This window comes from Pantoea sp. X-Soil-OKNW-556 (assembly GCF_059730695.1).
Genome location: NZ_AP035990.1, coordinates 437129 through 459470, shown reverse-complemented (window position 1 = coordinate 459470; position 22342 = coordinate 437129). Strand labels below are relative to the sequence as shown.

The window sequence follows — 22342 nt, the reverse complement described above, 5'->3', positions numbered from 1 at the left end:
ATTTACATCACCTCGTACCTTATATCGGGATTCGGCGCAACGCGTTGTTTCCTTTAGTCTTATGGCGAAAAAAGAGGTCAACATTATGGGGAAAAATTCCTCATCTTTTGGCGTAATTCGTTTCCTGACAGTGCTGTTCGCACTGCTGACAGGGGCGTTTATGCTGATTGGCGGCGCGTGGTTAGCCGCCATTGGAGGTTCCTGGTACTACGTAATTGGCGGTGTGGTTATGTTAATCACCGCTATTCTGCTGTGGCGTCGTAGCGGTTCAGCATTGGTGTTGTACGCCTTGCTGCTGCTGGCTACGTTGGTGTGGGGCGTATGGGAAGTCGGTTTCGACTTCTGGGCGCTGGCACCGCGTACTGACGTGCTGGTGATTTTTGGCGTCTGGCTGGTGTTGCCGTTTGTGTATCGCAAACTCAACAACGCCGGAAAAGGTGCGCTGGGCATTATGGGCATCGCCCTGGTTGCCAGTGCGCTGGTGCTGGCGTGGGCAGTATTCCACGATCCGCAAGAGCTGAATGGCACTCTGCCAGCCACCGAAGCCAATGCCCCGCAGGCACAACCGCTGAGCAACATCGCCGATGGCGACTGGCCTGCTTACGCGCGTGACCAGCAAGGCACCCGCTTCTCACCGCTGAAGCAGATCAACGCAGATAACGTGAAAAATCTGCAAGTTGCCTGGCAGTTCCAGACGGGTGACCTGAAGACGCCAAACGATCCGGGTGAAATCACTGATGAAGTGACCCCGATTAAAATCCGCGACACCCTGTATCTCTGCTCACCGCACCAAATCCTGTTTGCACTGGATGCGAAAACCGGTAAGCAGAAGTGGAAATTTGATCCAGGCTTGAAGCCGAACCCGACCTTCCAGCACGTAACCTGTCGTGGCGTTTCTTACCACGAAGTTCCGGCCGCTGCTGATGCGTCTGGCACCCAGCCTGCGCTGTGCTCACGCCGCATTTACCTGCCGGTAAACGATGGTCGTCTGTTCGCGCTGGATGCGGAAACCGGTGAGCGTTGTGCTGCTTTCGGCAACAACGGCGAGCTGGATCTGCAACACAAACAGCCGGTGCTGACCCCAGGCCAGTATGAGCCGACTTCACCACCGATCATCACCGATACCACCATTGTGATTGCCGGTGCGGTGACGGATAACTACTCAACCCGTGAGCCGTCTGGTGCCATCCGTGGCTTTGACGTCAATACCGGTAAACTGCTGTGGGTGTTCGATCCGGGCGCGAAAGATCCGAACGCGATTCCTGATGATGAACATACCTTCACCATGAACTCGCCTAACTCCTGGGCGCCGGCGGTGTACGATCCGAAACTGGATATCGTTTACCTGCCGATGGGCGTGTCTACCCCGGATATCTGGGGCGGTAACCGCACACCAGAACAGGAGCGCTATGCGAGCAGCGTACTGGCGCTGAACGCCACCACCGGTAAGCTGGTGTGGTCGTATCAGACCGTGCATCACGATCTGTGGGATATGGACCTGCCGTCACAGCCGACGCTGGCCGATATCACTGACAAAGATGGCAACACCGTACCGGTGATTTATGCTCCGGCGAAAACCGGTAACATCTTTGTGCTGGATCGTCGCACCGGTAAGCCAGTTGTTCCGGCACCGGAAACCCCGGTTCCGCAGGGCGCAGCGAAAGGTGACCACGTTTCTCCGACTCAGCCTTATTCAGAACTGACCTTCCGTCCGAAGCAGAATCTGACTGATAAGGATATGTGGGGCGCGACCATGTACGACCAGCTGGTGTGCCGCGTGATCTTCAAGCGTCTGCGCTATGACGGTCCGTTCACCCCACCGTCTGAGCAGGGTACGCTGGTGTTCCCGGGTAACCTCGGTATGTTCGAATGGGGCGGCATTGCGGTCGATCCGCATCGCCAGATCGCTATCGCTAACCCGATGGCCCTGCCGTTCGTCTCCAAACTGATTCCGCGCGGTCCGGGCAACCCGATCGAGCCGCCGAAAGGCGCGGAAGGGGGTTCTGGCACCGAAACCGGTATCCAGCCGCAGTACGGCGTGCCGTATGGCGTGGAGCTGAACGCGTTCCTGTCACCGTTTGGTCTGCCGTGTAAACAACCGGCGTGGGGCTATGTCTCTGCCGTTGACCTGAAAACCAACGAAACCGTGTGGAAAAAACGCATTGGTACGGTTCGCGATAGCGCGCCGGTTCCGCTGCCGTTCAAGATGGGTATGCCGATGCTCGGCGGCCCGATCACCACAGCCGGTAACGTATTCTTCATCGGTGCGACCGCAGATAACTACCTGCGTGCCTTCAGCACCAACACCGGTGAAATGCTGTGGCAGGCACGTTTGCCAGCAGGCGGCCAGGCAACGCCGATGACCTACGAAATGGATGGCAAGCAGTATGTTGTCATCGCTGCCGGTGGTCACGGTTCGTTTGGCACCAAGCTGGGCGATTATGTGATTGCCTACGCACTGCCGGACAATAAATAGCGTAAATAAAACAGGCGGACTCAGTCCGCCTGTTTTATGCATTCAAAACCGTAGCGGCGCGATTTATCGCGCAGTTTTAAAGGCGCGCGATAAATCGCGCCGCTACGCATCAATGCTTCCGCAGCACCCGCGCATTCAACACCGCACACAACGCCATAATCACGCAGGTTGCCAGAAACACTGGCCGCATGCCGAAAGCCCCGCCGACAAAGCCGCCAAACAACGGGCCGCTCACCTGACCGACATACTGCGCCGACGTTGAGTATCCCAGCATTTTCCCCACCTGGGTTTGCGGCACATTGTGGCGAATCAACGCCGTGACGCACGGCATCAGCCCACCCAAGGCCATCCCCATCAGAAAACGCAGCACCACCAGTTGCCAGGCTGCGGTAATAAACGCCTGAGGAATCAGCAGCAACGCGCATGCAATCAAACCATAAATCAGTACCCGGCCATGACCGATACGGTCGGCCAGCCGTCCGAGACGTGGTGCAGAAAGAATGCTGCCGAGTGCAGCGGCTGCCATCACCAGGCCGGCGGTGACGGTAATCGCGTGGTCGCCGCTGACAAACTGCCCGACATACAGCGTGATAATCGGTTCAATCGACATATTGGCGAAAATCAATAACATGCCGGATAACCACATCAAACGTACCACCGGCAGGTTCACCGCTTTCTCATCGGCGCTGCTGCTCTGCACCGCCTTTTTCGCCTGACGCGGCGCTTCTTTCAGCAAAAAAGTGGTGGCGAGAAAAGCGAGAAAAATCACCGCACCGGTCAGCCAAAAGGTATGACGAATGCCGATCAACGGCGGCAGCACGCCGCCCAGTAACGGCCCCACCACATTACCCGCCATAATACCGGACGACAGCATACCCAGCGCCCAGCCGGTCTGCTCTTTCGGCGTTTGTGCCGCCACCAGGATGGTGGAGCCGGATGCGTAGCCGCCGAGCAAACCAGCCAGCAGACGCAACGCCACCAGTTGCCAGGGCGCGGTTGCCATACCAATCAATGACATGGCAATCGCCATCCCCAGGCTGGCGCGGATCAGCATCAGTTTGCGACCATAGCGATCCGCCAGCTTGCCCCACAGCGGCGCAGTCAGCGCAGCGCTGAGGAAGGTAGCGCCATAGGCCGCCCCCGACCAGCGTGCAATCGCTGCCGGTTCCTGCACCCCGAGTTGCTGTACATACAACGGCAAAAACGGCAGCAGAAGCGTCATCGCCACGATGGTGCTGAAGGAACCGAGTACGCAGACGAACAAATTTCGCCGCCAGTGTTGCTGTTCAGGCGCTAACGCCGTTGGAGGTTGCTGCATGATGATATCCCTGTTTTAAGCTGACATTCAGGCTAACAGCGGTATCGTGTCGATAACAGAGCGACCGGGATATTTGCCACGCAGCGCGCTATTGTTGCCAAAATGCAACAATCAGTTCTCACCCAATGCGGTGATCAGCGCATCGCACAATAACGTCACTGGCGAGGAGGGTTCTGGCTGCGTTTTCAGCAGCAGATAACTGTGCAGGCGATCCATTTGCCACTCCGGCAGCACCTGCACGATATCCCCCTGCGCCAACGCTTCACGCGTCATATAAGCCGGTAGATAGGCAATACCGGTGCCTGCCAGCGCCGCATTCAGCAATGCCATGCTGTTATTGGCACGGAAGCGACTACGAACATCCAACGCCAGCCGCTGCTTATCACGGCGAAACGGTAGCGCAGCGGTGTGGGCTGGGCCGTGGAACAGCAACAAATCGTGGCGCGTGAGCTTTTCGGGATGATCGATAACCGGATGCGCGGCCAGATAATCAGGCGCGGCGTACAAGCCCCAGTCAATGGTGCTCAATTCGCGATAATCAGGGGTTTCTGGTGCGCGCGCGCGAATGACGATCGCCACATCCGCGAGGTTCGAAAGGTCTTCACTGACACGATCGGTCAGTTCAAGATCAACATTGATATGGATATGGCGACGAATAAAGCGGTTTAACGTCGGCACCACGCACTGGCAGCCAAAGGTCACCGGTGCCTGCAAACGCACGTTGCCGGTCGGCAGTTGATGCACCTGTTGGACAAAGGCATCAGCGCGATGCATCTCATCCATCAGGCGGATGCAAAAGGGATAATAGGCCTGGCCAAGTTCCGTCAATGCCACTTTACGCGTGGTGCGCTGCAATAATTTGATGCCGAGGCGTACTTCCAGCCGGGCAATTTCACGGCTGACATAGGATTTTGATACGCCGAGGGTGCGGGCTGCTTCGCTAAAACTTTGCCGTTCAACCACGCGCGCAAACAGCATCATGGCGGTGAGATTGTCGCTGTTGTCCATTGTCCATAACCGGCAGAGTAAGGGAGAACAGCAGCTTAAAAGGATTAGTGCGGAATAGCACCTGATTTCCCGCGCCCACATGGCAACGGGAAATCAGGTTGGCGACTCAACTGGCCACCGCCAGCGGAAATAACAGACGATCCGGTTCGACACGGCGCTGACGACGCAGCTGACCCGGTGTGACGCGGAAGTAGTTTTTAAAGGTGCGGGTGTAAGCCTGCTGCGTGTCGAAGCCGTAGCTCATCGCCACTTGCAGGATCGCCTCATCACTGTTCAGTAACGTCAACGCCGATTCGGTCAACCGACGCTGGCGAATGTACTCAGCCAGTGAAAATCCGGTGTGCTGACGAAACAGACGTTGCAGATGCCAGCGGGAATACCCGGAACGGCGTGCGACTTCATCCAGATGCAAATCGTGTCCTAAGTTGTCTTCTATCCAGTCCAGCAAACTGCGGATAAATTGACTCTGATTCATGGCTCCTCCTGATACGACGTGATGTCCAGTGAAGCCACTTTAGCGCGTTAAATTTATCCCTTAATTAGCGGAAAATTAGCGCAGAATTAGCAAGGGGAAAACGGGTGTAATTCTGCGCTAATTTTCCAGCGCTACACTTTGTTCATACATTTGGGAGGGCATCATGCGTGTGCTGCTGGTTGAAGATGATGAAATGATTGGCGCGAACTTGCAGCAGGCGCTGGAGGCCGCTGGCTGGTCGGTGGACTGGGTACGGGATGGCGTGTTTGCCACCAATGCCTGGACTGAAGGCGGCTACAGCTGCGTGTTACTCGACCTGGGCTTACCGCGGGAAGATGGCATCCATGTCCTACGCCGCGCCCGTACCCGTGGCGATATGACGCCGGTGCTGGTGCTGACCGCGCGTGATACCGTGGCCCAGCGTGTTCAGGGACTCGACAGCGGTGCCGATGATTACCTGCTAAAACCCTTTGATTTACAAGAGGTCCTGGCGCGAATGCGAGCGATTACCCGACGTCGTCACGGTGCGGCGGATTCCCTGTTAGGCAGCGGCGACGTGCAGCTCGATATGATGACGCGTGAAGTGCTGTATAAAGGGCAGCGTGAGCAACTTACCGCGCGTGAATACGCCCTGCTTTATGCGCTGCTGGAGCGTCCGGGCGCCATTCTTTCACGCGAACAACTGGAAAACCGCATCTACGGCTGGGGCGAAGAAGTCACCAGCAATGCGGTTGATGTCTTAATTCATGGCATGCGCCGCAAGCTGGATAACGAAGTGATTCGCAACGTGCGCGGCCTGGGGTGGCGAGTCCCTGCAATATGAAACCCTTCACGTTTATGCGTTCCCTGCGTAATAAATTGCTGACTACCCTGTTGCTGATGCATCTGGCGATGATCGGTGGTGTCACCTCCTATTTTTACAGCTGCTACGGCGACATGATCGGCACTATGAAGGACGATCAGCTGGCAAAAATCGCCGATGCCTGGGCCAGCAGCAAACGCATTCCTGCCCTGATGCCGCTGATGCTCAACGCCGATAAACTCAAAAGCGCCTATGTGGTGCAATTGTGGGATGACAATCAGCAGCTGCGCGCCAGTTCCTGGCCGGAGTTGAATGCGCCATTGCAAAATAAAAAAGGCTGGAGTGACGTTAAGATCGGAGATTGTGAAGACTGCGACTGGCGTGTCTTCAATCGCCCCGGCGAACCCGGCAGTGAAATCGCTGCCATTCAGGTGCTCTACAACATCGGCTATATGAAAAGCGTGATGGTGAAGCGCGCACTGTCAGCCATTATTCCGTTGATTTTAATGATGCCGCTCTCGCTGCTGGTGATCTGGCTGGTGGTGCGCGCCATTACGCGCGACTTACGCGTGGCCTCGCGCCAGATTGCCGCCCAGGAGATGTTGCATCCCGACAGCGTCCCCCCGGATGGCTTACCGGACGAAATCCTGCCGCTGGTTGCCGCCTATAACTCGCTGCTGGATAAACTGCGTGCTGCCTGGTCGTCACAGCGCCAGTTCCTCGAAGATGCCGCCCACGAACTGCGCACGCCGGTCACCGCCGTGACGTTGCAGCTGGAGAACCTACGCCAGCATATTCAACCGGGCGAGGCCAGCCGTCAGTTTGATCAACTGGAAGCGGGCGTGACCCGTACCCGCCATCTGGTGACACAGCTGCTGAACATCTCGCGCCAGGAAGATCAGTCGGTGGTCGCCACGGTAGAAAATATTGAGCTGGAAGACCTGCTGAAGGAGAGTATCGAGCAGCTGATGGTGGTGGCCGATAAGCGCGGGATTGATATCGGTTTTAACGGCACTGCCCACTACCGCATCCAGGCCAGTCGTTCCGATTTACGCAGCCTGTTTGACAACCTGATCGGTAATGCCATGCTGCACACCCCCGAAGGCAGCCTGGTGGATGTGCTGCTGCATCGCGTCGGCAATCACACCGTGGTGGATATTGTTGATAACGGGCCGGGTATGCCGGAAGGCTTTATCGAACGCGCGTTTGACCGCTTCACTCGCTCGCCTGATGTGCAGGCCCAGGGTAGCGGCCTTGGGCTGTCGATTGTTCGCAGCGTGGCGCAAAAACACCGTATGCAGGTGGCACTGTCGAACTGCCTCAATCCGCAGGGTCAGATTTGCGGTTTGCAGGTGCGAGTTACCCTCCCTTAATAGCTGTCTCTCATCCGTAACGGCGCTGTTTATTCCTGCTCCTCATCCGTAGCGGCGCGATTTATCGCGCTGTTTTTTTGTGCTGTGCCCCTCCACGCAAAAAGATGCGCGATAAATCGCTCCGCTACATCCGATTCCCCCATAAGCATTTTGCAACGCGTCGCGACAACGTAAACGGTTGCGGGGTTCCGTTCGATCCATGACATTTATGTGACATAACTCTCATTTTTGGTGAATGGAATTGCAACACTTTTTGACAAACGTGATCAAAATCTATTTTCTATCGGACTGATACAGGCACCCTACGCGAGCTTTAAAAACCGGCAGCTCAGACCGGCTTAAAACAATTCACCGCCCACCCCTGGGATCGACTGACACCGATCGCGCATTTTTGCGACGATCACGAGCATGTGGTTAACGATAATGAAATATAAAGCATTGATAGCAGGGGCCTTACTGGCCAGCAGCTGGACCGGCGCGACCCAAGCAGCAGACAGCAACCCGCAATACCTTTCCGACTGGTGGCATCAGAGCGTCAACGTGGTGGGCAGTTATCACACCCGTTTCGGACCACAGTTTAATAACGACGTGTATCTGGAATACGAAGCCTTTGCCAAAAAGGACTGGTTTGATTTCTACGGCTACGCCGACCTGACCAACTTCTTCGGTGTGGGCAACAGCAACGCTAACGGTATTTTCGACCACGGTTCGCCGCTGTTCATGGAAATTGAGCCGCGTTTCTCCATCGATAAGCTGACCGGTACCAGCCTGGCGTTTGGTCCGTTTAAAGAGTGGTACTTCGCCAACAACTACATCTACGACATGGGCCGCAACGCGTCGCAGCGCCAGAACACCTGGTATATGGGTCTGGGCACCGATATCGACACCCATTCCGATGTGGGCCTGTCGCTGAACGTGTACGCGAAATACCAGTGGCAGAACTACGGTGCCGCCAACGAAAACAGCTGGGATGGCTATCGCTTCAAGGTGAAATACTTTGTGCCGATTACCGACCTGTGGGGCGGTAAGCTGAGCTATATCGGCTTCACCAACTTCGACTGGGGTTCCGATCTGCGTGACGAAACCGGTCCATCACGTACCAGCAACTCGATTGCATCCAGCCACATTCTGTCGCTGAACTACGACCACTGGCATGTTTCTACCGTGGCGCGTTATTTCCACAACGGTGGACAGTGGGCTGATGGCCAGGAGCTGAACTTCGGCAATGGTCCGTTTGAAGTGAAATCAACCGGCTGGGGTTACTACCTGGTTGTGGGTTATAACTTCTAACTTAGCTAACGCCACCTTCATCCGTAGCGGCACGATTTATCGCGCAATGTTTTCCGGCACAGCGCCGAATTGCGCGATAAATCGCGCCGCTACGGGGTAACATCGGTGACTAAATTCTTGGTTTGTAAGCATTCACCATCCACGGCACACCGAACTTATCGGTGAACATGCCAAAACCATTCGCCCAGAACGTCGGCTCCCAGCTTTTTGTCACCTGCCCGCCGGCAGACAACGCATCAAACCAACGCTTGCCCTGCACTTCATCTGGCGTGGAGAGACTCACTGCAAAGCCGTTGTAATGCGCCTCACGATTCCCATCACTCAACATAATTTCGCCCTGCCCGATGCGCAGGTGCGCGTGCATGATATGTTCCGGCGGAAAGGTCATCCCGGAAGGACAACCTTCTGTGGATTCCGTCTCCGGCATATCGCCAAAGGTCATTTTAAACAGCAACTCGCCGTCAGTCGCCTCAAGGTAGAATGCGATGGCCTCTTCGCAGCGGCCGTCATAAAACAAATAAGGGGTAATTTGCATGGTCGGTTCTCCAGAGTGAACGCCCGATGCCAAGTGTAGTGGCTGCCAGCCAAACAGGACGCGAGCCGGGCCGCACTCTTACCTTTGTTGACAATAGCGCCGGAACAGCTGCGCCATATAGGCGCTCATCGGCGTCAACGCCGTGTCCTTACGCTGAATCAGATAAAAGTTTGCCTTGGGTAACGGATCATCCAGCTCCAGCGCCACCAGCTGGCCGCCGTGGGTTGGGTCTTCAATCACATCTCGCGAGATAATGCTGACGAAATCGGTCTTTGCCACCAGGCTGGTGCAGGCCATAAAGGTTTCGCAAGTGACGACGATTTTTGGTGCCATGCCGCGCTCGCCAAACATATCGTGCAGCAGCCGATAATAGCTGCCCTGCGGCGTCGGCATGGTCCAGTCACAATGCTGCAACTCCGCCAGCGAGCGTGCATGAGCCATCGGATGACCTTTACGCACCACCACCTGATAATCTCGCTCCATCAGTCGTTCGTAGGTCAGTTCCTGATCGAGATGGCTTTGGTCGTAAGTGTTGATGGTGAAATCCAGCTCCCCCTGGCGCAGCTCATGTACCATCGCCACCAGTTGGCCTTCGACGATACGCACCTTTACCAGCGGATATTCGCGGTGAAAATGATTGATCACCTGCGGCATCACGGTACGCGCGATGCTGCCGCCGACGCCAATATTCACCCTGCCGCCCGCCAGCCCCAGTCGCTGCTGAATATCTTCCTGCGCGACGCGCAGTTCTTCCAGTACCAGGCTGGCATGCCGAAAAAAGTTATCACCAATATCGGTCAGGGTAACGCCCTGATGGCGTCGTTCAAATAAACGCGCGCCGAGTACCAATTCCAGTTCCTGGATCGACTTAGTCAGCGCAGGCTGCGATACGCCTGACAGACGGCTGGCAGCGCGGATGCTGCCCTGGCGGGCCACATCAACAAAGGCGCGGAGCTGATGCAATTTTAAGTTAGCAGGCATAGTTACTCGGTGATAACCGTTGTTTATCAGGCACAAGATATTCGCATCTTATGCGCGCCAATACCATTGTGTAGATTCGGGACAATGCATAAAAAACCAACATAAAGGATATGCCGATGAAAACCCTTTCCGACCGCGTCAGCGCCCTGGTACCACAAATGCAAAGCTGGCGACGCGACCTGCATCAGTTTGCTGAGTCGGGCTGGCTGGAATTTCGTACCGCCACCCTGGTTGCCGAGGAGCTGCATCGTCTTGGTTATCAACTGCAACTGGGCCGTGAAGTGGTGGATGCCGATGCGCGTATGGGGTTGCCTTCAGCCGCAGTACTGGCGGCACAGGAAGCGCGCGCCCTGGAGCAGGGGGCGCTACCGCAGTGGCTCCGCCATTTCTCCGGCGGCTTCTGTGGCATAGTTGCCACCCTGGCAACCGGTCGCCCTGGCCCGGTGATGGGCTTCCGCGTCGATATGGACGCGCTCGACCTCAATGAAAGCACCGCCGCCGATCACCTGCCGCAGCGCGAAGGCTTTGCCTCCTGCAATGCAGGCATGATGCACGCCTGCGGTCATGACGGCCATACCACCATCGGCCTTGGCCTCGCCAACGTGTTGATGGCGATGAAAGACCAACTGAGCGGCACCATCAAACTGATTTTCCAGCCCGCCGAAGAGGGCGTACGCGGCGCGAAAGCCATGGTGGCAGCGGGTGTAGTGGATGATGTGGATCTGTTTACCGCCATCCATCTCGGCACCGGCGTGCCTGCCGGCGAAATCGTTTGCGGCAGCGACAGCTTCCTCGCCACCACCAAACTCGATGTGCAATTCACCGGGGTGGGAGCCCATGCGGGTGGTCGCCCGGAAGAGGGACGCAACGCCCTGCTGGCCGCTGCGCAGGCCACGCTGGCGCTGCACAACCTGCCGCAACACAGCGGCGGCGTAGCGCGTGTTAACGTCGGCGTGTTACAGGCTGGGACCGGCCGCAACGTGGTGGCCGACACTGCGCTGATGAAGGTTGAGACGCGCGGCGTCAGTAACCAGGTGAACGACGATATTTATCAGCAGGCGCTGCGTGTGATTGCCGGTGCCGCAGCGATGTACGGCGTTGAATCCGACGTCAAACTGATGGGCGGCGCACGTAGCTGCACCCCAAGCCAGCCGTGGGTCGCGTTTATCCACCAGCAGGCAGAAGCGCTGGGGCTGTTCGACTCAGTCATCGACACCAAAAAGCAGGCCGCCGGTTCCGAAGATGCCACCTATATGCTGGAGCGAGTGCAGCAGCGCGGCGGTCAGGCATCCTACGTGATTTTCGGTTGCGAGCTGGCGGCAGGCCACCACAACGCGAAGTTCGATTTCGATGAAGGCATCATGGCGGTGGCGGTACAAACCCTCGCCACGCTGGCACTGAATGGGGCACAGTTCGGAGTCCAGTCATGAGCCATCCTGACTTTATCGATCACTACATCAATCAACATCAGGCGCGCTTCAGCGCCATCAGCGACGCCATCTGGGATGTGCCAGAAACCCGTTTTGAAGAGACGCAATCCTCGGCGTTACTGGCCGATGCACTGGAGCAGGAAGGCTTCAGCGTCGAGCGCGGCGTGGGGGGTATCGAAACGGCGTTTATCGCCAGCATTGGCAGCGGTAAACCGGTGATCGCCATTCTGGGTGAGTTCGATGCCCTGGCCGGTCTGAGCCAGAAAGCGGCCTGCGCTGAGCCGCAGCCGCTGGTGGAGAACGGCAACGGCCACGGTTGCGGTCACAACCTGCTGGGCACGGCGGGGATGGCGGCCGCCTTCGCCATCAAGGCCTGGTGGGCAGAGCACGGCCAGCGCGGCACGCTGCGTTTTTACGGTTGCCCCGGCGAAGAAGGCGGTTCCGGCAAAACCTATATGGTGCGCGAAGGGTTGTTTGACGATGTTGATGCGGCAGTGACCTGGCACCCGGAAGGTTTCAGCGGCATGTTTAACCTCAGCACCCTTGCCAATATCCAGGCGGCGTTCCACTTCAAAGGGGTGGCAGCGCACGCGGCCAACTCGCCACATCTGGGGCGCAGCGCCCTCGACGCCGTCACGCTGATGAATACCGGCGCGAACTTTCTGCGTGAACATATCGTGCAGGAAGCGCGCGTCCATTATGCCGTCACCAACACCGGCGGCGTCTCTCCCAACGTGGTACAGGCTGATGCCGAAGTGTTGTACCTGATTCGCGCGCCGCAACTCGACCAGGCTCAGGATATTTATCAGCGGGTGATCAATATCGCCAAAGGCGCAGCGCTGATGACCGACACACAAATGACGGTGCGCTTCGATAAAGCCTGCTCCAACTACGTTCCCAACCGCGCGCTGGAAGCGGTGATGGAGGGTTATCTGCATCAGTTTGGCCTGCCGGATTACAACGACGAAGAGCGGGCCTTTGCGACGCAGATCCGCGCCACCTTAACCAAAGATGATCTGCGCAACGCCCGACTCAACGCGGCACGCACCGGCGGTGAAGCCGGAGTTGCCTGGAGCGAGGCGCTGGGGGACAAAGTGCTGATGGATGACGTTGCCCCGTATGCAGTAACGCGTGAGCTGCTGTATGGCTCCACCGATGTGGGCGATGTCAGTTGGGTGACACCCACCGCGCAGTGCTTCGCGCCGTGTTTTGCCTTCGGTACGCCGCTGCATACCTGGCAACTGGTGGCGCAGGGTCGCACCGCTATCGCCCACAAAGGTATGTGCCTGGCGGCAAAAGTACTGGCCGCCACGGCGCTGACCCTGTTGACCGATGATGCCGCTCTGGCACGCTGCCGCGACGAGTTTATCCGCGTACGCAGCGAGCAACCCTATCAATGCCCGATTCCGCCAGGGGTAAAACCGTCAAAACTGGCATCCTGATAATAAACCCGCGCCCATGCAGGCGCGGGTAGTCGTACCCAAAACAATAAAATTTTTACGCAGATACAACATAACGAGACGAGGAAATGCCGATGGAAGTCACCACGGAGAATCGCAGCCCAGGGAAGCTGTTTAGCTGGATTGAGCGGGTCGGTAACAAAATACCGAACCCTTTTTTATTGTTCGTCTATTTGATTGTGGTGCTGATGGTCGCGACGGCCATCATCAGCGGTCTGGATCTGGCGGTGAAGAATCCGACCAACGGCGAGCTGGTGCGGGTCAATAACCTGCTGAGTGTGGCCGGGTTGCAGTGGATCCTGCCCAATATCATCAAGAACTTCAGCAGTTTTACCCCGCTGGGTTCGATTCTGGCATTGGTGATTGGTGCCGGTCTGGCAGAAAAGGTCGGTCTGCTGCAATCGCTGATGGTCAAGATGGCGTCACGCGTTAGCCGTCGCTACGCCAGCTATATGGTGCTGTTTATTGCCTTCTTCAGCCACATCTCCTCCGATGCCGCGCTGGTGGTGATGCCGCCGCTCGGCGCGCTGATCTTCCTCGCCGTGGGACGTCATCCGGTAGCGGGTTTGCTGGCGGCGATCGCCGGTGTGGCGTCCGGGTTTACCGCTAACCTGCTGATTGTCACCACCGATGTGCTGCTGTCGGGTATCAGCACCGAGGCCGCCAAAGCGGTGAGCGACACGGTGCACGTCAGCGTGATCGATAACTGGTTCTTTATGGCTTCATCGGTGGTGGTGCTGACCATTGCCGGAGCGGTGCTGACCGACAAGTTTATCGAGCCGCGTCTGCCCGCCTGGAACGGTGGCCACCAGGATCGTCTGCCGCCACTGACCGCACTGGAAAACCGCGGCCTGCGAGCCGCAGGTATCGCCGCGCTGGTGTTTATCGCGCTGATGGCGCTGCTGGTGGTGCCGGAACACGCGCCACTGCGTAACCCGAAAACCGGCGGCATTATCCCGTCGCCGTTTATTCAGGGCATCGTGCCGATCATCATCCTGTTCTTCTTTGTGGTGGCGATTGCCTATGGCGCGGTGACCAAACAGATCCGCCGCGCGGATGATATTCCGCAATTGCTGGTTGATCCGATGAAGAGTATGGCGGGCTTTATTGTGATGGTGTTTCCGCTGTCACAGTTCGTCGCCTTCTTCAACTGGAGCAACATGGGTAAGTTTATGGCGATTGGCCTGACGGATATGCTGGAAAGTGCCGGAATCAGCGGCGCACCGGCGTTTCTTGGCCTGATGTTCCTGTCGGCGTTCCTGTGTATGTTTATCGCCAGCGGTTCCGCCATCTGGTCGATTCTCGCCCCGGTGTTTGTGCCGATGTTTATGCTGCTCGGCTTCCACCCGGCCTTTGCGCAGATGATTTTCCGTATCGCTGACTCGGCAGTGCTGCCGCTGGCCCCGATGTCACCGTTCCTGCCGCTGTTCCTGGGTTTCCTCCAGCGCTACCAGAAAGATGCGCAACTTGGCACCTATTATGTGCTGATCTTCCCCTATCCGCTGGTGTTCTTCGCCACCTGGATTGTGTTGCTGGTGGTCTGGTACGCACTCGGTTTACCGATCGGTCCGGGCGTCTATCCCAGCCTGCATTAATCGCATCGCCAGGGACGGCGATCACACTTACGTGATTTGCAACGTACGTTGCTAAAATCTCACCGCCTCACCTCTCGGCAACCTGGGCGTAATTGATTATTCTGCTATTCCTTCGCTTGCTAACGGTTAATTATTTTTAAAACCAATCTCCGCCGTTCGCGAGTTTTGCAAACACCGTCATACCGAGGTTCACACAAAAATGACAACAGCCTGCACCACAGGGATGGCTGGCGATTTTATCGCTGCGGATCGCCGCACCTTAGCTGGACGCATTGATGCGCTCCCCTCTTCCGCTGGCCTGTGGCGTTTTATTACGCTGCTGGCACTGGGCGGCTTCTTTGAACTCTACGATCTGTTCGAAACCGGCTATATCAGCTCCGGGCTACTGGCGGCGGGCGTGTTCCACACCGGTAGCGCGGGCGTGTTCGGCATTGCCGATCAGGCCGCTTTTGCCTCGGCCACGTTCCTTGGCCTGTTTGTCGGTGCCAGCCTGCTCGCGCCCTACGCAGACCGCTTTGGCCGCCGCCTGACCTTTATGTGTGCACTGGCATGGTACGGTGCATTTTCGCTGCTGATGGCGTTCCAGCAGAGCGCCGAGATGATTATCCTGTGCCGCTTTCTGGTGGGGATTGGCCTCGGCATTGAGCTGGTGACCATCGATACCTATCTTTCCGAGTGGGTGCCGACCCAGCTGCGTAGCCGTGCTTTCGCCTTCTCGTTCTTTATTCAGTTTCTTTCGGTTCCGGCGGTGGCGCTGATGTCGTGGTGGCTGGTGCCGCAAACCATTCTCGGTCTGGAAGGCTGGCGTTGGGTCGTGATTGCTGGCGCGCTCTGCTCGCTGGTGATCTGGTTTATTCGTAAGAACCTGCCGGAATCAGCGCGCTGGCTGGCACAACAGGGACGGCATCAGGAAGCGCATCGCGTCCTGAGTGCAATGGAACAACGCTGCGGCATTGCGCCGGGAGAAGACTTTTCCGACAGCGATGCGGCGGCGCAGCTGCCGAAGAAAGGCCGTTTCAGTGAGATTTGGGCGCCGGCGTATCGTAAGCGCACCCTGATGCTGGTGGTGATGAACTTCTTCCAGGCGATTGGTTTCTTTGGCTTTGGCAACTGGCTGCCAGCGCTGCTGTCCGGCAAAGGGGCCACGGTGACGCACAGCCTGTTGTATGCGTTTTTCATTACCCTGGCGTACCCGCTGGGTTCGCTGATTTGCAGCCGCTACGCCGATAAGCTGGAGAACAAGTGGCAGATTGTTCTGTCGTCGTTGATGACGGTGGTGTTCGGCACCCTGTTCGCCTTTATGACCAACCCGGTGTTGATGATTATCTGTGGCTTCCTGATTACCTACAGCAACGCCTGGCTGACCTTCAGTTACCATGCTTATCAGACTGAGATTTTCCCGACGCACATTCGCGCCCGCGCGGTGGGTTTTTGCTACTCCTTCAGCCGCCTGTCAACCGCGTTCAGTAGCATTCTGATTGGCATGATTCTGCAATATGCCGGAAGCGAAGGGGTGATTGCCTTTATCGTGTTGAGTATGTTGATGGTGATGCTGTCGGTGGGGATTTACGGTCCGAAGACGCGTGGGATTGATTTGGAGAATATTTAAGGGGAGGTTCCGCCCGCCAGGCATTTGGCAGTTTCAGCACCGCCGTGCAGGCGGACGGGTTAAGGCCCGAAGGCGCGGGCCTTAACAATCCGCGCCCTGCGCCGTCCTCGCGCAGCGCATCGCGCTGTCCCCTCGCTTATCACTCAGGCCACCCGGACCGCGCGGATTCGCCATCCCTGGCTCATTGCGCGATAAATCGCGCCGCTACAAATAACCGCACGTAACGTAGCGGCGCGATTTATCGCGCAGACAGCAGTGATGATTTTACCGAGAAGAAAAGGTGTACAGCAGCGGGTGGGGCGCCATCCGGACTCGCTGAGCGAGTGAATGCTGCCAGGATGAGCCGCATGGATGCGGCGAAAGGCGGCGTTGAGCAGGAGCGAATCGCCGCCGGTCCGTCGGCAGTTGTAGCGGCGCGATTTATCGCGCAAAAAGCACCGCGTAGCGGCGAGGGAGGCTGGCGCGAGGCCCGGGATTGCAAAGGGTGCGGCCAGGCACCCTTTGCTCGGTCGCCGCACCGGCGAGCTGCAACTGCCGGTGCCTATGGCGAACGAAATCAGCACCTTCGCTGCTACTGCTGCTCCAGCACCTTAATATCCGCATTACCCTGATGAGCCTGCACCGTCTCATCCTTACGTAACGACGCGACATCCTTCGCCGTCACCGTGGCTTTGGCACCATTCCCCCAACTGCCGCGAATAAAGTTCACCACATCCGCCACCTGTTGGTCGTTGAGACGCCAGCCGAAGGCCGGCATGGTGATCGCCGTTGGCGCACCCTGCACGCCCGGCAGCGTTCCGCCCGTCAGCACGATATGGATCAGCGAAGTGGGATCTTGCGCCAATACCACCGGGTTGCCCCGCAACGCCGGGAAGAAGCGTTGATAGCCGCTACCGTCCGTTTTATGGCAGGCCGCACAGCTGTCGACATACACCGACGCGCCAGGCTGGCTGTCATCCCCTTTCCACAACGCCTGCGCGACGGTGTCATCCTGCTTAAACACCGCCTGGTTGGCATCTTTCGCCCCCAGCGACTTCAGGTAACGGGCAATCGCCGCGATATCCTCATCGCTCAGATATTGCAGGCTGTGCTCAACCACATCGGTCATGCCGCCAAAAGCCGCAGTGTGATCGTTGCGACCATAGCGCAGGAACTGACGCAGATCGTCCTCGCTCCAGCGGCCTAAACCGTCGCGATTGTCACCACGCAGGTTGCTGGCCGTCCAGCCGTCAATCGGTGCGCTGCTGCCGGAGAGATAATCGTGGGCATCATCGTTACTCAGCGCCTTCTCCTGCATGGTGATGCTACGCGGCGTATGGCAGGCACCACAGTGGCCCAACCCTTCCACCAGATAACGCCCACGCGCCAGCTGCGGATCTTCCTGCGCGGCAGGCTGGAACGCTTTCACATCCGGCGCAAACATGCCACGCCAGATAGCCAGTGGCCAACGCATCGACAGTGGCCACGGAATGTCGCTGTCTTTATTGGCCTGCGCGACCGGTGCCACACCGTGCATAAAGTAGGCATAGAGCGCCTGCATATCTTCATCGCTCACCACCGCGTAAGACGGATACGGCATCGCCGGATACAGCGTATCACCGTTTTTCGCCACACCATGACGCACCGCTTTCTGGAAATCGTCATAGCTGTAGTCACCAATCCCGCTGGTTTTATCCGGGGTGATATTGGTGGAGTAAATGGTGCCAATCGGGGTCGCCATCGGCAGACCACCGGCAAAAGGCTGGCCACCTTTCACGCTGTGACAAGCCACGCAGTCACCGGCACGCGCCAGATATTCACCCCGTTTCACCAGGGCATCATTTGCCTGATCATCCGCCAGCGCGGCGAACGACAGCGTGCCCAGCACCAGGGCCAAAATGTTTTTAAACATCAATGAATTCCTTATGCCTGCACCAGTGGACCGGGGTTTTTCAGATACTGTTCACGGATGGCTTTAGCTGACCAGTAAGTCAACGCTGCCACCATTCCGGTCGGGTTGTACCCCAGTCCCTGCGGGAACGCAGACGCGCCCGGGACAAAGACGTTCGGTACATCCCAGCTCTGCAAATAACGGTTCACTGCGCTGGTTTTCGGATCTTCACCCATGATCGCGCCGCCGCTCATGTGCGTGGTCTGATACACGGTGGTGTCAAAGTGGCTACCCGGCCCTTTCGCGCCGCCGATGATCATCTTCGGGTTCATCGCTTCGGTGATTTTGCGCATTTTGCCAATCATAAACTGCGCCATCTTGATGTCGTTGTCCTGCCAGTCAAAGGTCATACGCAGCAACGGCTGGCCGTAGGCATCTTTGTAGTTAGGATCGAGATCGAGGTAGTTGGCGCGATACGACTGGTGCGCACCGTGGGCATCCATCGAGATGTGATGGTTATAGGTATCCGCCACCGCCGCTTTCCACTTGCTGCCCCAGGTCGGAGTGCCTTGCGGCGTCGGCAGACCCGAAATCGGTTTGGTGCCCGCCTGGTTAACCCAGAACGGCGAACCGCCAACGAAACCATACGGACCGTGGTCGAAGTTGTCGGCGTTGAAATCATCCACCGCCACCCCTGCGCCACCGGCACCGATAAACGGGTTAGTGGTGGTGTTCTTGTCGAACAGCGCTTTCAGCGTCGAGATGTTCTGATAAGCAAAGTTACGGCCTACCGTGCCTTCGTTGGTGATGGGGTTGTACGGCTGGCCGATACCGGACAGCAGCATCAGATGCACGTTATGGAACTGAAACGCCGACAGGATCACCAGATCAGCGGGTTGTACCACTTCACGTCCCTGACCATCGAGGTATGTCACACCGGTGGCGCGTTTTTTGTCGTCGGTCAGATTGACGCGCAGCACGTAAGCGTTGTTGCGCAGCTCAAACTTCGGCTCCTGACGCAGCGCAGGCAAGATGTTCACGTTGGGCGAAGCCTTGGAGTACATGTAACAGGCATAGCCGCTGCAATAACCGCAGAAGTTACACGGCCCCATTTGCGCGCCGTAGGTGTTGGTGTACGGGCCAGAAGTGTTGGCCGACGGCATATCATAAGGGTGATATCCCACCGCTTCTGCCGCCTGAGCAAACAATTGTGCGGAGTAAGTACGCTTCTGCGCCGGTAACGGGAAGTCGCTGGAACGATCGGGCGCGTATGGGTTGCCACCTTTCTCTTTACCCACCAGCTTACCTTTGATGGTCCAGGCGCTGCCGGAAGTGCCAAACACCTTCTCGGCCTGATCGAAGAACGGTTCCAGCTCGTTGTAGCTGACGCCGAAGTCCTGAATCGTCATGCCTTCCGGAATGAATTTTTTACCGTAACGCGCTTCGTAATGGCTGCGCAGATTCAACTCGACCGGATCGACACGGAAATGCACGCCGGACCAGTGCAGGCCAGCGCCGCCGGTACCGGTGCCCGGCAGGAACGCCGCCAGTTGGCGATACGGCACCGCCGTTTGTGAGGCATCGTGTCGAATGGTGACGGTGCTTTTCGACAGATCCTGGAACAGCTTTTTACGGATGTTATAGGTCAGTTCATCAATGGATTGCGGATACGCGCCATCCGGATAGGTGTCGCGGTGTGGGCCACGCTCCAGCGCCACCACGTTCAATCCGGCTTCGGTCAGCTCTTTCGCCATGATCGCACCGGCCCAGCCAAAACCCACCACCACCGCATCCACTTTCTTCAGTTCATTTGCCATGCTTACGCTCTCTCCCCGCGAATATCCACCGACGGGAACGGATAGCGTTCACCGCGTTCCACCCAATCCATATAGTCAGCACGGGCACCCGGGAAGCCGATCAGCTGCCAGCCCACCATGCCCTGATTACCACCGTGGATGGGATCGCTGAAGTAACCCTCGCGGGTGTTCTGCAACAGGAAGGAGAAGAAGGTTTTGGCCGGAAGTTGCGTGAACGCCGCTTTGCCGCTTTCGAAGTCGCTCAGCAGCGCGTCCTGCTGCTCACCGCTCAGCTCAGCAAACACTTTGCCGTGCTGCTGTTTGCTCCAGTTATCGGCTTCCGCCAGACCGAGACGGTAGATCTGCTGCGGCACCAGCGAGAGCTGATAACCCAGCTCTTTTGGCAGATCGGGGTTGAACGGCCCCTGCATATACCAGTTGCTGCCGGTGGCGTACGGGGTGTTCATCTGGCGATCGATAAACTCCGGCACCCCGGCTTCCAGCGCGCCAGGCCCCCGTTCATCGTTGGGGATCAGCCGCGCCACTGCGGCGGTAATCAACGCGAACTCTTCTGCGGTAAACCAGGTGGGCTGATAATCGCGCGCTTTTTGCGGCGCACCCTGTTGCTCTGCTGCACCGGCAGCCATTGGCGCAACCAGTGCGCCCATCGCTGTGGTTCCAACCGCCATTGCTGGCGCCAGAGTGATGGTTCTCAGCAGAAAGTCCCTGCGCGTGTGACCATTTTTGTGTTCTGACATGACATTGCCTCAGTGCCGCATATAATGTGGCATGAAAGGTTAACTAATTGCGTTGTAATGATTTTTATGTGCGGGCTTAAGGATACAGCGCCACCGTTACCGGTAACATTGCGCGCAGTGTAACACCGATGCTGACAAAGATTTAGCGGAAGGAAACAAATTCGCACAAATTAATTAACATTTTGCGCAGCTGCTTTACACCGCAGGCGCGACATTGTCATTGTCTGATACAACAGCCTACAGACAGTTAAGTCCCCAAAACGGTATAAAGGGATCTGATCACAGCGGAGTGTCTATGTTTAAGTCCTATTTTCCCCGGCCAGCGCTGTTTTTCAGCTCGGCTGCCATCTGGAGTTTGATGGCGATTTTTGCCTGGTTTGGCTTCGCCAGCGATTTACCGGCAATGTGGCCCAACATCGCCGCAGCGATGAGTAAACCTTTGCCCGATAATGCGTTGCGTTTTATCGCCGCCAGCCAACTGTGGTTTTACGGCTATTACTGGCTGGTGGTGGCGCTGTTTGCCATTGCCTGGCGCATCGTCGATAACCACCCGTGGCAACGCTGGTCGGTGTGGGGTTCCGCGCTGATCATCTTTGTCACCTGGTTTGGCGTACAGGTCGGCGTGGCGGTGAATGCCTGGTACGGTCCGTTTTACGATTTGATCCAGAAAGCGTTAACTAAAGCGGGATCGGTGCAGATCGGTGAGTTTTACCAGCAGGTTATCGCCTTTTTAGGCATTGCATTAATCGCCGTGGTGATTGGCGTGATGAACTCATTCTTTATCAGCCACTGGGTGTTCCGCTGGCGCACCGCGATGAACAACTACTACATGCACAACTGGCAGCGCCTGCGTCATGTAGAAGGTGCCGCACAGCGTGTGCAGGAAGACACCATGCGCTTCGCCAGCACGCTTGAAGACTGGGGGGTGAGTTTTATTCAGGCGATCATGACGCTGATTGCCTTCCTGCCGGTGCTGATCGCCCTGTCACATCATGTGAAAGATATTCCGCTGTTGGGCAATATCCCTTATGCGCTGGTGATCGCCGCCGTGTTGTGGTCAATTTTCGGCACCGGCCTGCTGGCACTGGTGGGGATTAAGCTGCCAGGTCTGGAGTTCCGTAACCAACGAGTGGAAGCCGCCTATCGTAAGGAACTGGTCTACGGCGAAGATGACGCCTCGCGCGCCTCGCCGCCAACCGTAACCGAGTTGTTTAGTCGCGTGCGTTTCAACTATTTCCGCCTCTACTTCCACTATCTGTACTTCAACATTACCCGCATTCTCTACTTGCAGGTGGATAATGTGTTCGGGCTGTTTTTGCTGTTTCCGTCGATTGTCGCGGGCACCATCACGCTCGGTTTACTCAACCAAATCACCAACGTGTTTGACCAGGTACGTTCATCTTTCCAGTATCTGATCACCTCATGGTCAACGCTGGTTGAGCTGATGTCGATCTACAAACGTCTGCGCAGTTTTGAGCAGATTTTGCAGGATATCCCGCACGAAGAGATGATGCGCGAAGCGGCGGAGTCTGAATAACATCCTTGTAGCGGCGCGATTTATCGCGC

General features: G+C 57.1%; 17 protein-coding genes. 9 read left to right on the top strand and 8 right to left on the bottom strand.

What is annotated here, in order from left to right:
* Nucleotides 1–85 precede the first annotated feature (85 nt).
* Nucleotides 86–2476, top strand: a complete 2391-nt coding sequence (locus tag AC6I8T_RS02010) for a glucose/quinate/shikimate family membrane-bound PQQ-dependent dehydrogenase (protein ID WP_036626384.1) — start codon at nt 86–88, stop codon at nt 2474–2476.
* 109 nt (nt 2477–2585) lie between these two features.
* On the opposite strand, the gene AC6I8T_RS02005 is transcribed toward AC6I8T_RS02010, so the two are convergent.
* From AC6I8T_RS02005 to AC6I8T_RS01995, 3 genes are all read right to left on the bottom strand, one after another.
* A complete protein-coding gene (locus tag AC6I8T_RS02005) occupies nt 2586–3794 on the bottom strand; it encodes an MFS transporter (RefSeq protein ID WP_208724648.1) in 1209 nt (402 codons plus the stop codon).
* A gap of 111 nt (nt 3795–3905) precedes the next feature.
* A complete protein-coding gene (locus AC6I8T_RS02000; RefSeq protein WP_208724647.1) occupies nt 3906–4802 on the bottom strand; it encodes a LysR family transcriptional regulator in 897 nt (298 codons plus the stop codon).
* Nucleotides 4803–4908: 106 nt separating this feature from the next.
* Complete coding sequence (locus tag AC6I8T_RS01995) at nt 4909–5277, bottom strand: helix-turn-helix domain-containing protein (RefSeq protein ID WP_013507554.1); 369 nt, start codon at nt 5275–5277, stop codon at nt 4909–4911.
* A 163-nt stretch (nt 5278–5440) separates the two neighbouring features.
* Between AC6I8T_RS01995 and AC6I8T_RS01990 the strand changes: the two genes are divergently transcribed.
* From AC6I8T_RS01990 to AC6I8T_RS01980, 3 genes are all read left to right on the top strand, one after another.
* Nucleotides 5441–6100 carry a response regulator gene (locus AC6I8T_RS01990; protein WP_021184146.1) on the top strand — a complete coding sequence of 220 codons (660 nt, stop codon included), beginning with the start codon at nt 5441–5443 and terminating at the stop codon, nt 6098–6100.
* Nucleotides 6097–7452, top strand: coding sequence for a sensor histidine kinase (locus AC6I8T_RS01985; protein WP_208724646.1), 1356 nt, complete (start codon nt 6097–6099; stop codon nt 7450–7452). Before AC6I8T_RS01990 ends, AC6I8T_RS01985 begins: the two co-directional genes overlap by 4 nt.
* A gap of 423 nt (nt 7453–7875) precedes the next feature.
* Complete coding sequence (locus AC6I8T_RS01980; RefSeq protein WP_208724645.1) at nt 7876–8742, top strand: nucleoside-specific channel-forming protein Tsx; 867 nt, start codon at nt 7876–7878, stop codon at nt 8740–8742.
* A 109-nt stretch (nt 8743–8851) separates the two neighbouring features.
* On the opposite strand, the gene yjdN is transcribed toward AC6I8T_RS01980, so the two are convergent.
* Nucleotides 8852–9277 (bottom strand): VOC family metalloprotein YjdN, encoded by a 426-nt coding sequence (yjdN, locus tag AC6I8T_RS01975; protein ID WP_021184142.1) that lies wholly within the window; start codon nt 9275–9277, stop codon nt 8852–8854.
* Nucleotides 9278–9355: 78 nt separating this feature from the next.
* On the bottom strand, nt 9356–10258 hold the full coding sequence (locus tag AC6I8T_RS01970) for a LysR family transcriptional regulator (RefSeq protein WP_013507549.1): 903 nt from the start codon (nt 10256–10258) through the stop codon (nt 9356–9358).
* Between the two features lie 116 nt (nt 10259–10374).
* Here AC6I8T_RS01970 and AC6I8T_RS01965 point away from each other — a divergent pair, with 116 nt between their 5' ends.
* From AC6I8T_RS01965 to AC6I8T_RS01950, 4 genes are all read left to right on the top strand, one after another.
* Complete coding sequence (locus AC6I8T_RS01965) at nt 10375–11688, top strand: amidohydrolase (protein ID WP_208724644.1); 1314 nt, start codon at nt 10375–10377, stop codon at nt 11686–11688.
* Nucleotides 11685–13130 carry a M20 family metallopeptidase gene (locus AC6I8T_RS01960; protein WP_208724643.1) on the top strand — a complete coding sequence of 482 codons (1446 nt, stop codon included), beginning with the start codon at nt 11685–11687 and terminating at the stop codon, nt 13128–13130. The genes AC6I8T_RS01965 and AC6I8T_RS01960 overlap by 4 nt, the downstream gene beginning before the upstream one ends.
* Nucleotides 13131–13222: 92 nt before the next feature.
* Nucleotides 13223–14743: a p-aminobenzoyl-glutamate transporter gene (gene abgT, locus AC6I8T_RS01955; RefSeq protein ID WP_021184139.1), complete on the top strand. Its 1521-nt coding sequence runs from the start codon at nt 13223–13225 to the stop codon at nt 14741–14743.
* 199 nt (nt 14744–14942) lie between these two features.
* Entirely contained in the window at nt 14943–16352 is a 1410-nt protein-coding gene (locus tag AC6I8T_RS01950; RefSeq protein WP_021184138.1) for an MFS transporter, read from the top strand.
* A 571-nt stretch (nt 16353–16923) separates the two neighbouring features.
* Here the strand turns inward: AC6I8T_RS01950 and AC6I8T_RS01945 are convergent.
* From AC6I8T_RS01945 to AC6I8T_RS01935, 3 genes are read right to left on the bottom strand one after another with little or no spacing between them, the layout of a single operon-like run.
* Nucleotides 16924–18243, bottom strand: a complete 1320-nt coding sequence (locus AC6I8T_RS01945) for a c-type cytochrome (protein ID WP_021184136.1) — start codon at nt 18241–18243, stop codon at nt 16924–16926.
* A gap of 11 nt (nt 18244–18254) precedes the next feature.
* Nucleotides 18255–20039 carry a GMC family oxidoreductase gene (locus AC6I8T_RS01940; protein ID WP_208724641.1) on the bottom strand — a complete coding sequence of 595 codons (1785 nt, stop codon included), beginning with the start codon at nt 20037–20039 and terminating at the stop codon, nt 18255–18257.
* A gap of 2 nt (nt 20040–20041) precedes the next feature.
* Nucleotides 20042–20776 (bottom strand): gluconate 2-dehydrogenase subunit 3 family protein, encoded by a 735-nt coding sequence (locus tag AC6I8T_RS01935; protein ID WP_036626341.1) that lies wholly within the window; start codon nt 20774–20776, stop codon nt 20042–20044.
* Nucleotides 20777–21071: 295 nt separating this feature from the next.
* Here AC6I8T_RS01935 and sbmA point away from each other — a divergent pair, with 295 nt between their 5' ends.
* Nucleotides 21072–22313: a peptide antibiotic transporter SbmA gene (gene sbmA, locus AC6I8T_RS01930; RefSeq protein ID WP_021184133.1), complete on the top strand. Its 1242-nt coding sequence runs from the start codon at nt 21072–21074 to the stop codon at nt 22311–22313.
* Nucleotides 22314–22342 lie beyond the last annotated feature (29 nt).

Bases quoted from the DNA above. Each gene is read 5' to 3' on its own strand.
- AC6I8T_RS01945 (WP_021184136.1), bottom strand. From the start codon at position 18,243: ATGTTTAAAAACATTTTGGCCCTGGTGCTGGGCACGCTGTCGTTCGCC.
- AC6I8T_RS01940 (WP_208724641.1), bottom strand. From the start codon at position 20,039: ATGGCAAATGAACTGAAGAAAGTGGATGCGGTGGTGGTGGGTTTTGGC.
- abgT (WP_021184139.1), top strand. From the start codon at position 13,223: ATGGAAGTCACCACGGAGAATCGCAGCCCAGGGAAGCTGTTTAGCTGG.
- AC6I8T_RS01985 (WP_208724646.1), top strand. From the start codon at position 6,097: ATGAAACCCTTCACGTTTATGCGTTCCCTGCGTAATAAATTGCTGACT.
- AC6I8T_RS01965 (WP_208724644.1), top strand. From the start codon at position 10,375: ATGAAAACCCTTTCCGACCGCGTCAGCGCCCTGGTACCACAAATGCAA.
- AC6I8T_RS01960 (WP_208724643.1), top strand. From the start codon at position 11,685: ATGAGCCATCCTGACTTTATCGATCACTACATCAATCAACATCAGGCG.
- AC6I8T_RS01995 (WP_013507554.1), bottom strand. From the start codon at position 5,277: ATGAATCAGAGTCAATTTATCCGCAGTTTGCTGGACTGGATAGAAGAC.
- AC6I8T_RS01950 (WP_021184138.1), top strand. From the start codon at position 14,943: ATGACAACAGCCTGCACCACAGGGATGGCTGGCGATTTTATCGCTGCG.
- AC6I8T_RS02010 (WP_036626384.1), top strand. From the start codon at position 86: ATGGGGAAAAATTCCTCATCTTTTGGCGTAATTCGTTTCCTGACAGTG.
- yjdN (WP_021184142.1), bottom strand. From the start codon at position 9,277: ATGCAAATTACCCCTTATTTGTTTTATGACGGCCGCTGCGAAGAGGCC.
- AC6I8T_RS02005 (WP_208724648.1), bottom strand. From the start codon at position 3,794: ATGCAGCAACCTCCAACGGCGTTAGCGCCTGAACAGCAACACTGGCGG.
- AC6I8T_RS01970 (WP_013507549.1), bottom strand. From the start codon at position 10,258: ATGCCTGCTAACTTAAAATTGCATCAGCTCCGCGCCTTTGTTGATGTG.
- AC6I8T_RS01980 (WP_208724645.1), top strand. From the start codon at position 7,876: ATGAAATATAAAGCATTGATAGCAGGGGCCTTACTGGCCAGCAGCTGG.
- AC6I8T_RS01990 (WP_021184146.1), top strand. From the start codon at position 5,441: ATGCGTGTGCTGCTGGTTGAAGATGATGAAATGATTGGCGCGAACTTG.
- sbmA (WP_021184133.1), top strand. From the start codon at position 21,072: ATGTTTAAGTCCTATTTTCCCCGGCCAGCGCTGTTTTTCAGCTCGGCT.
- AC6I8T_RS02000 (WP_208724647.1), bottom strand. From the start codon at position 4,802: ATGGACAACAGCGACAATCTCACCGCCATGATGCTGTTTGCGCGCGTG.
- AC6I8T_RS01935 (WP_036626341.1), bottom strand. From the start codon at position 20,776: ATGTCAGAACACAAAAATGGTCACACGCGCAGGGACTTTCTGCTGAGA.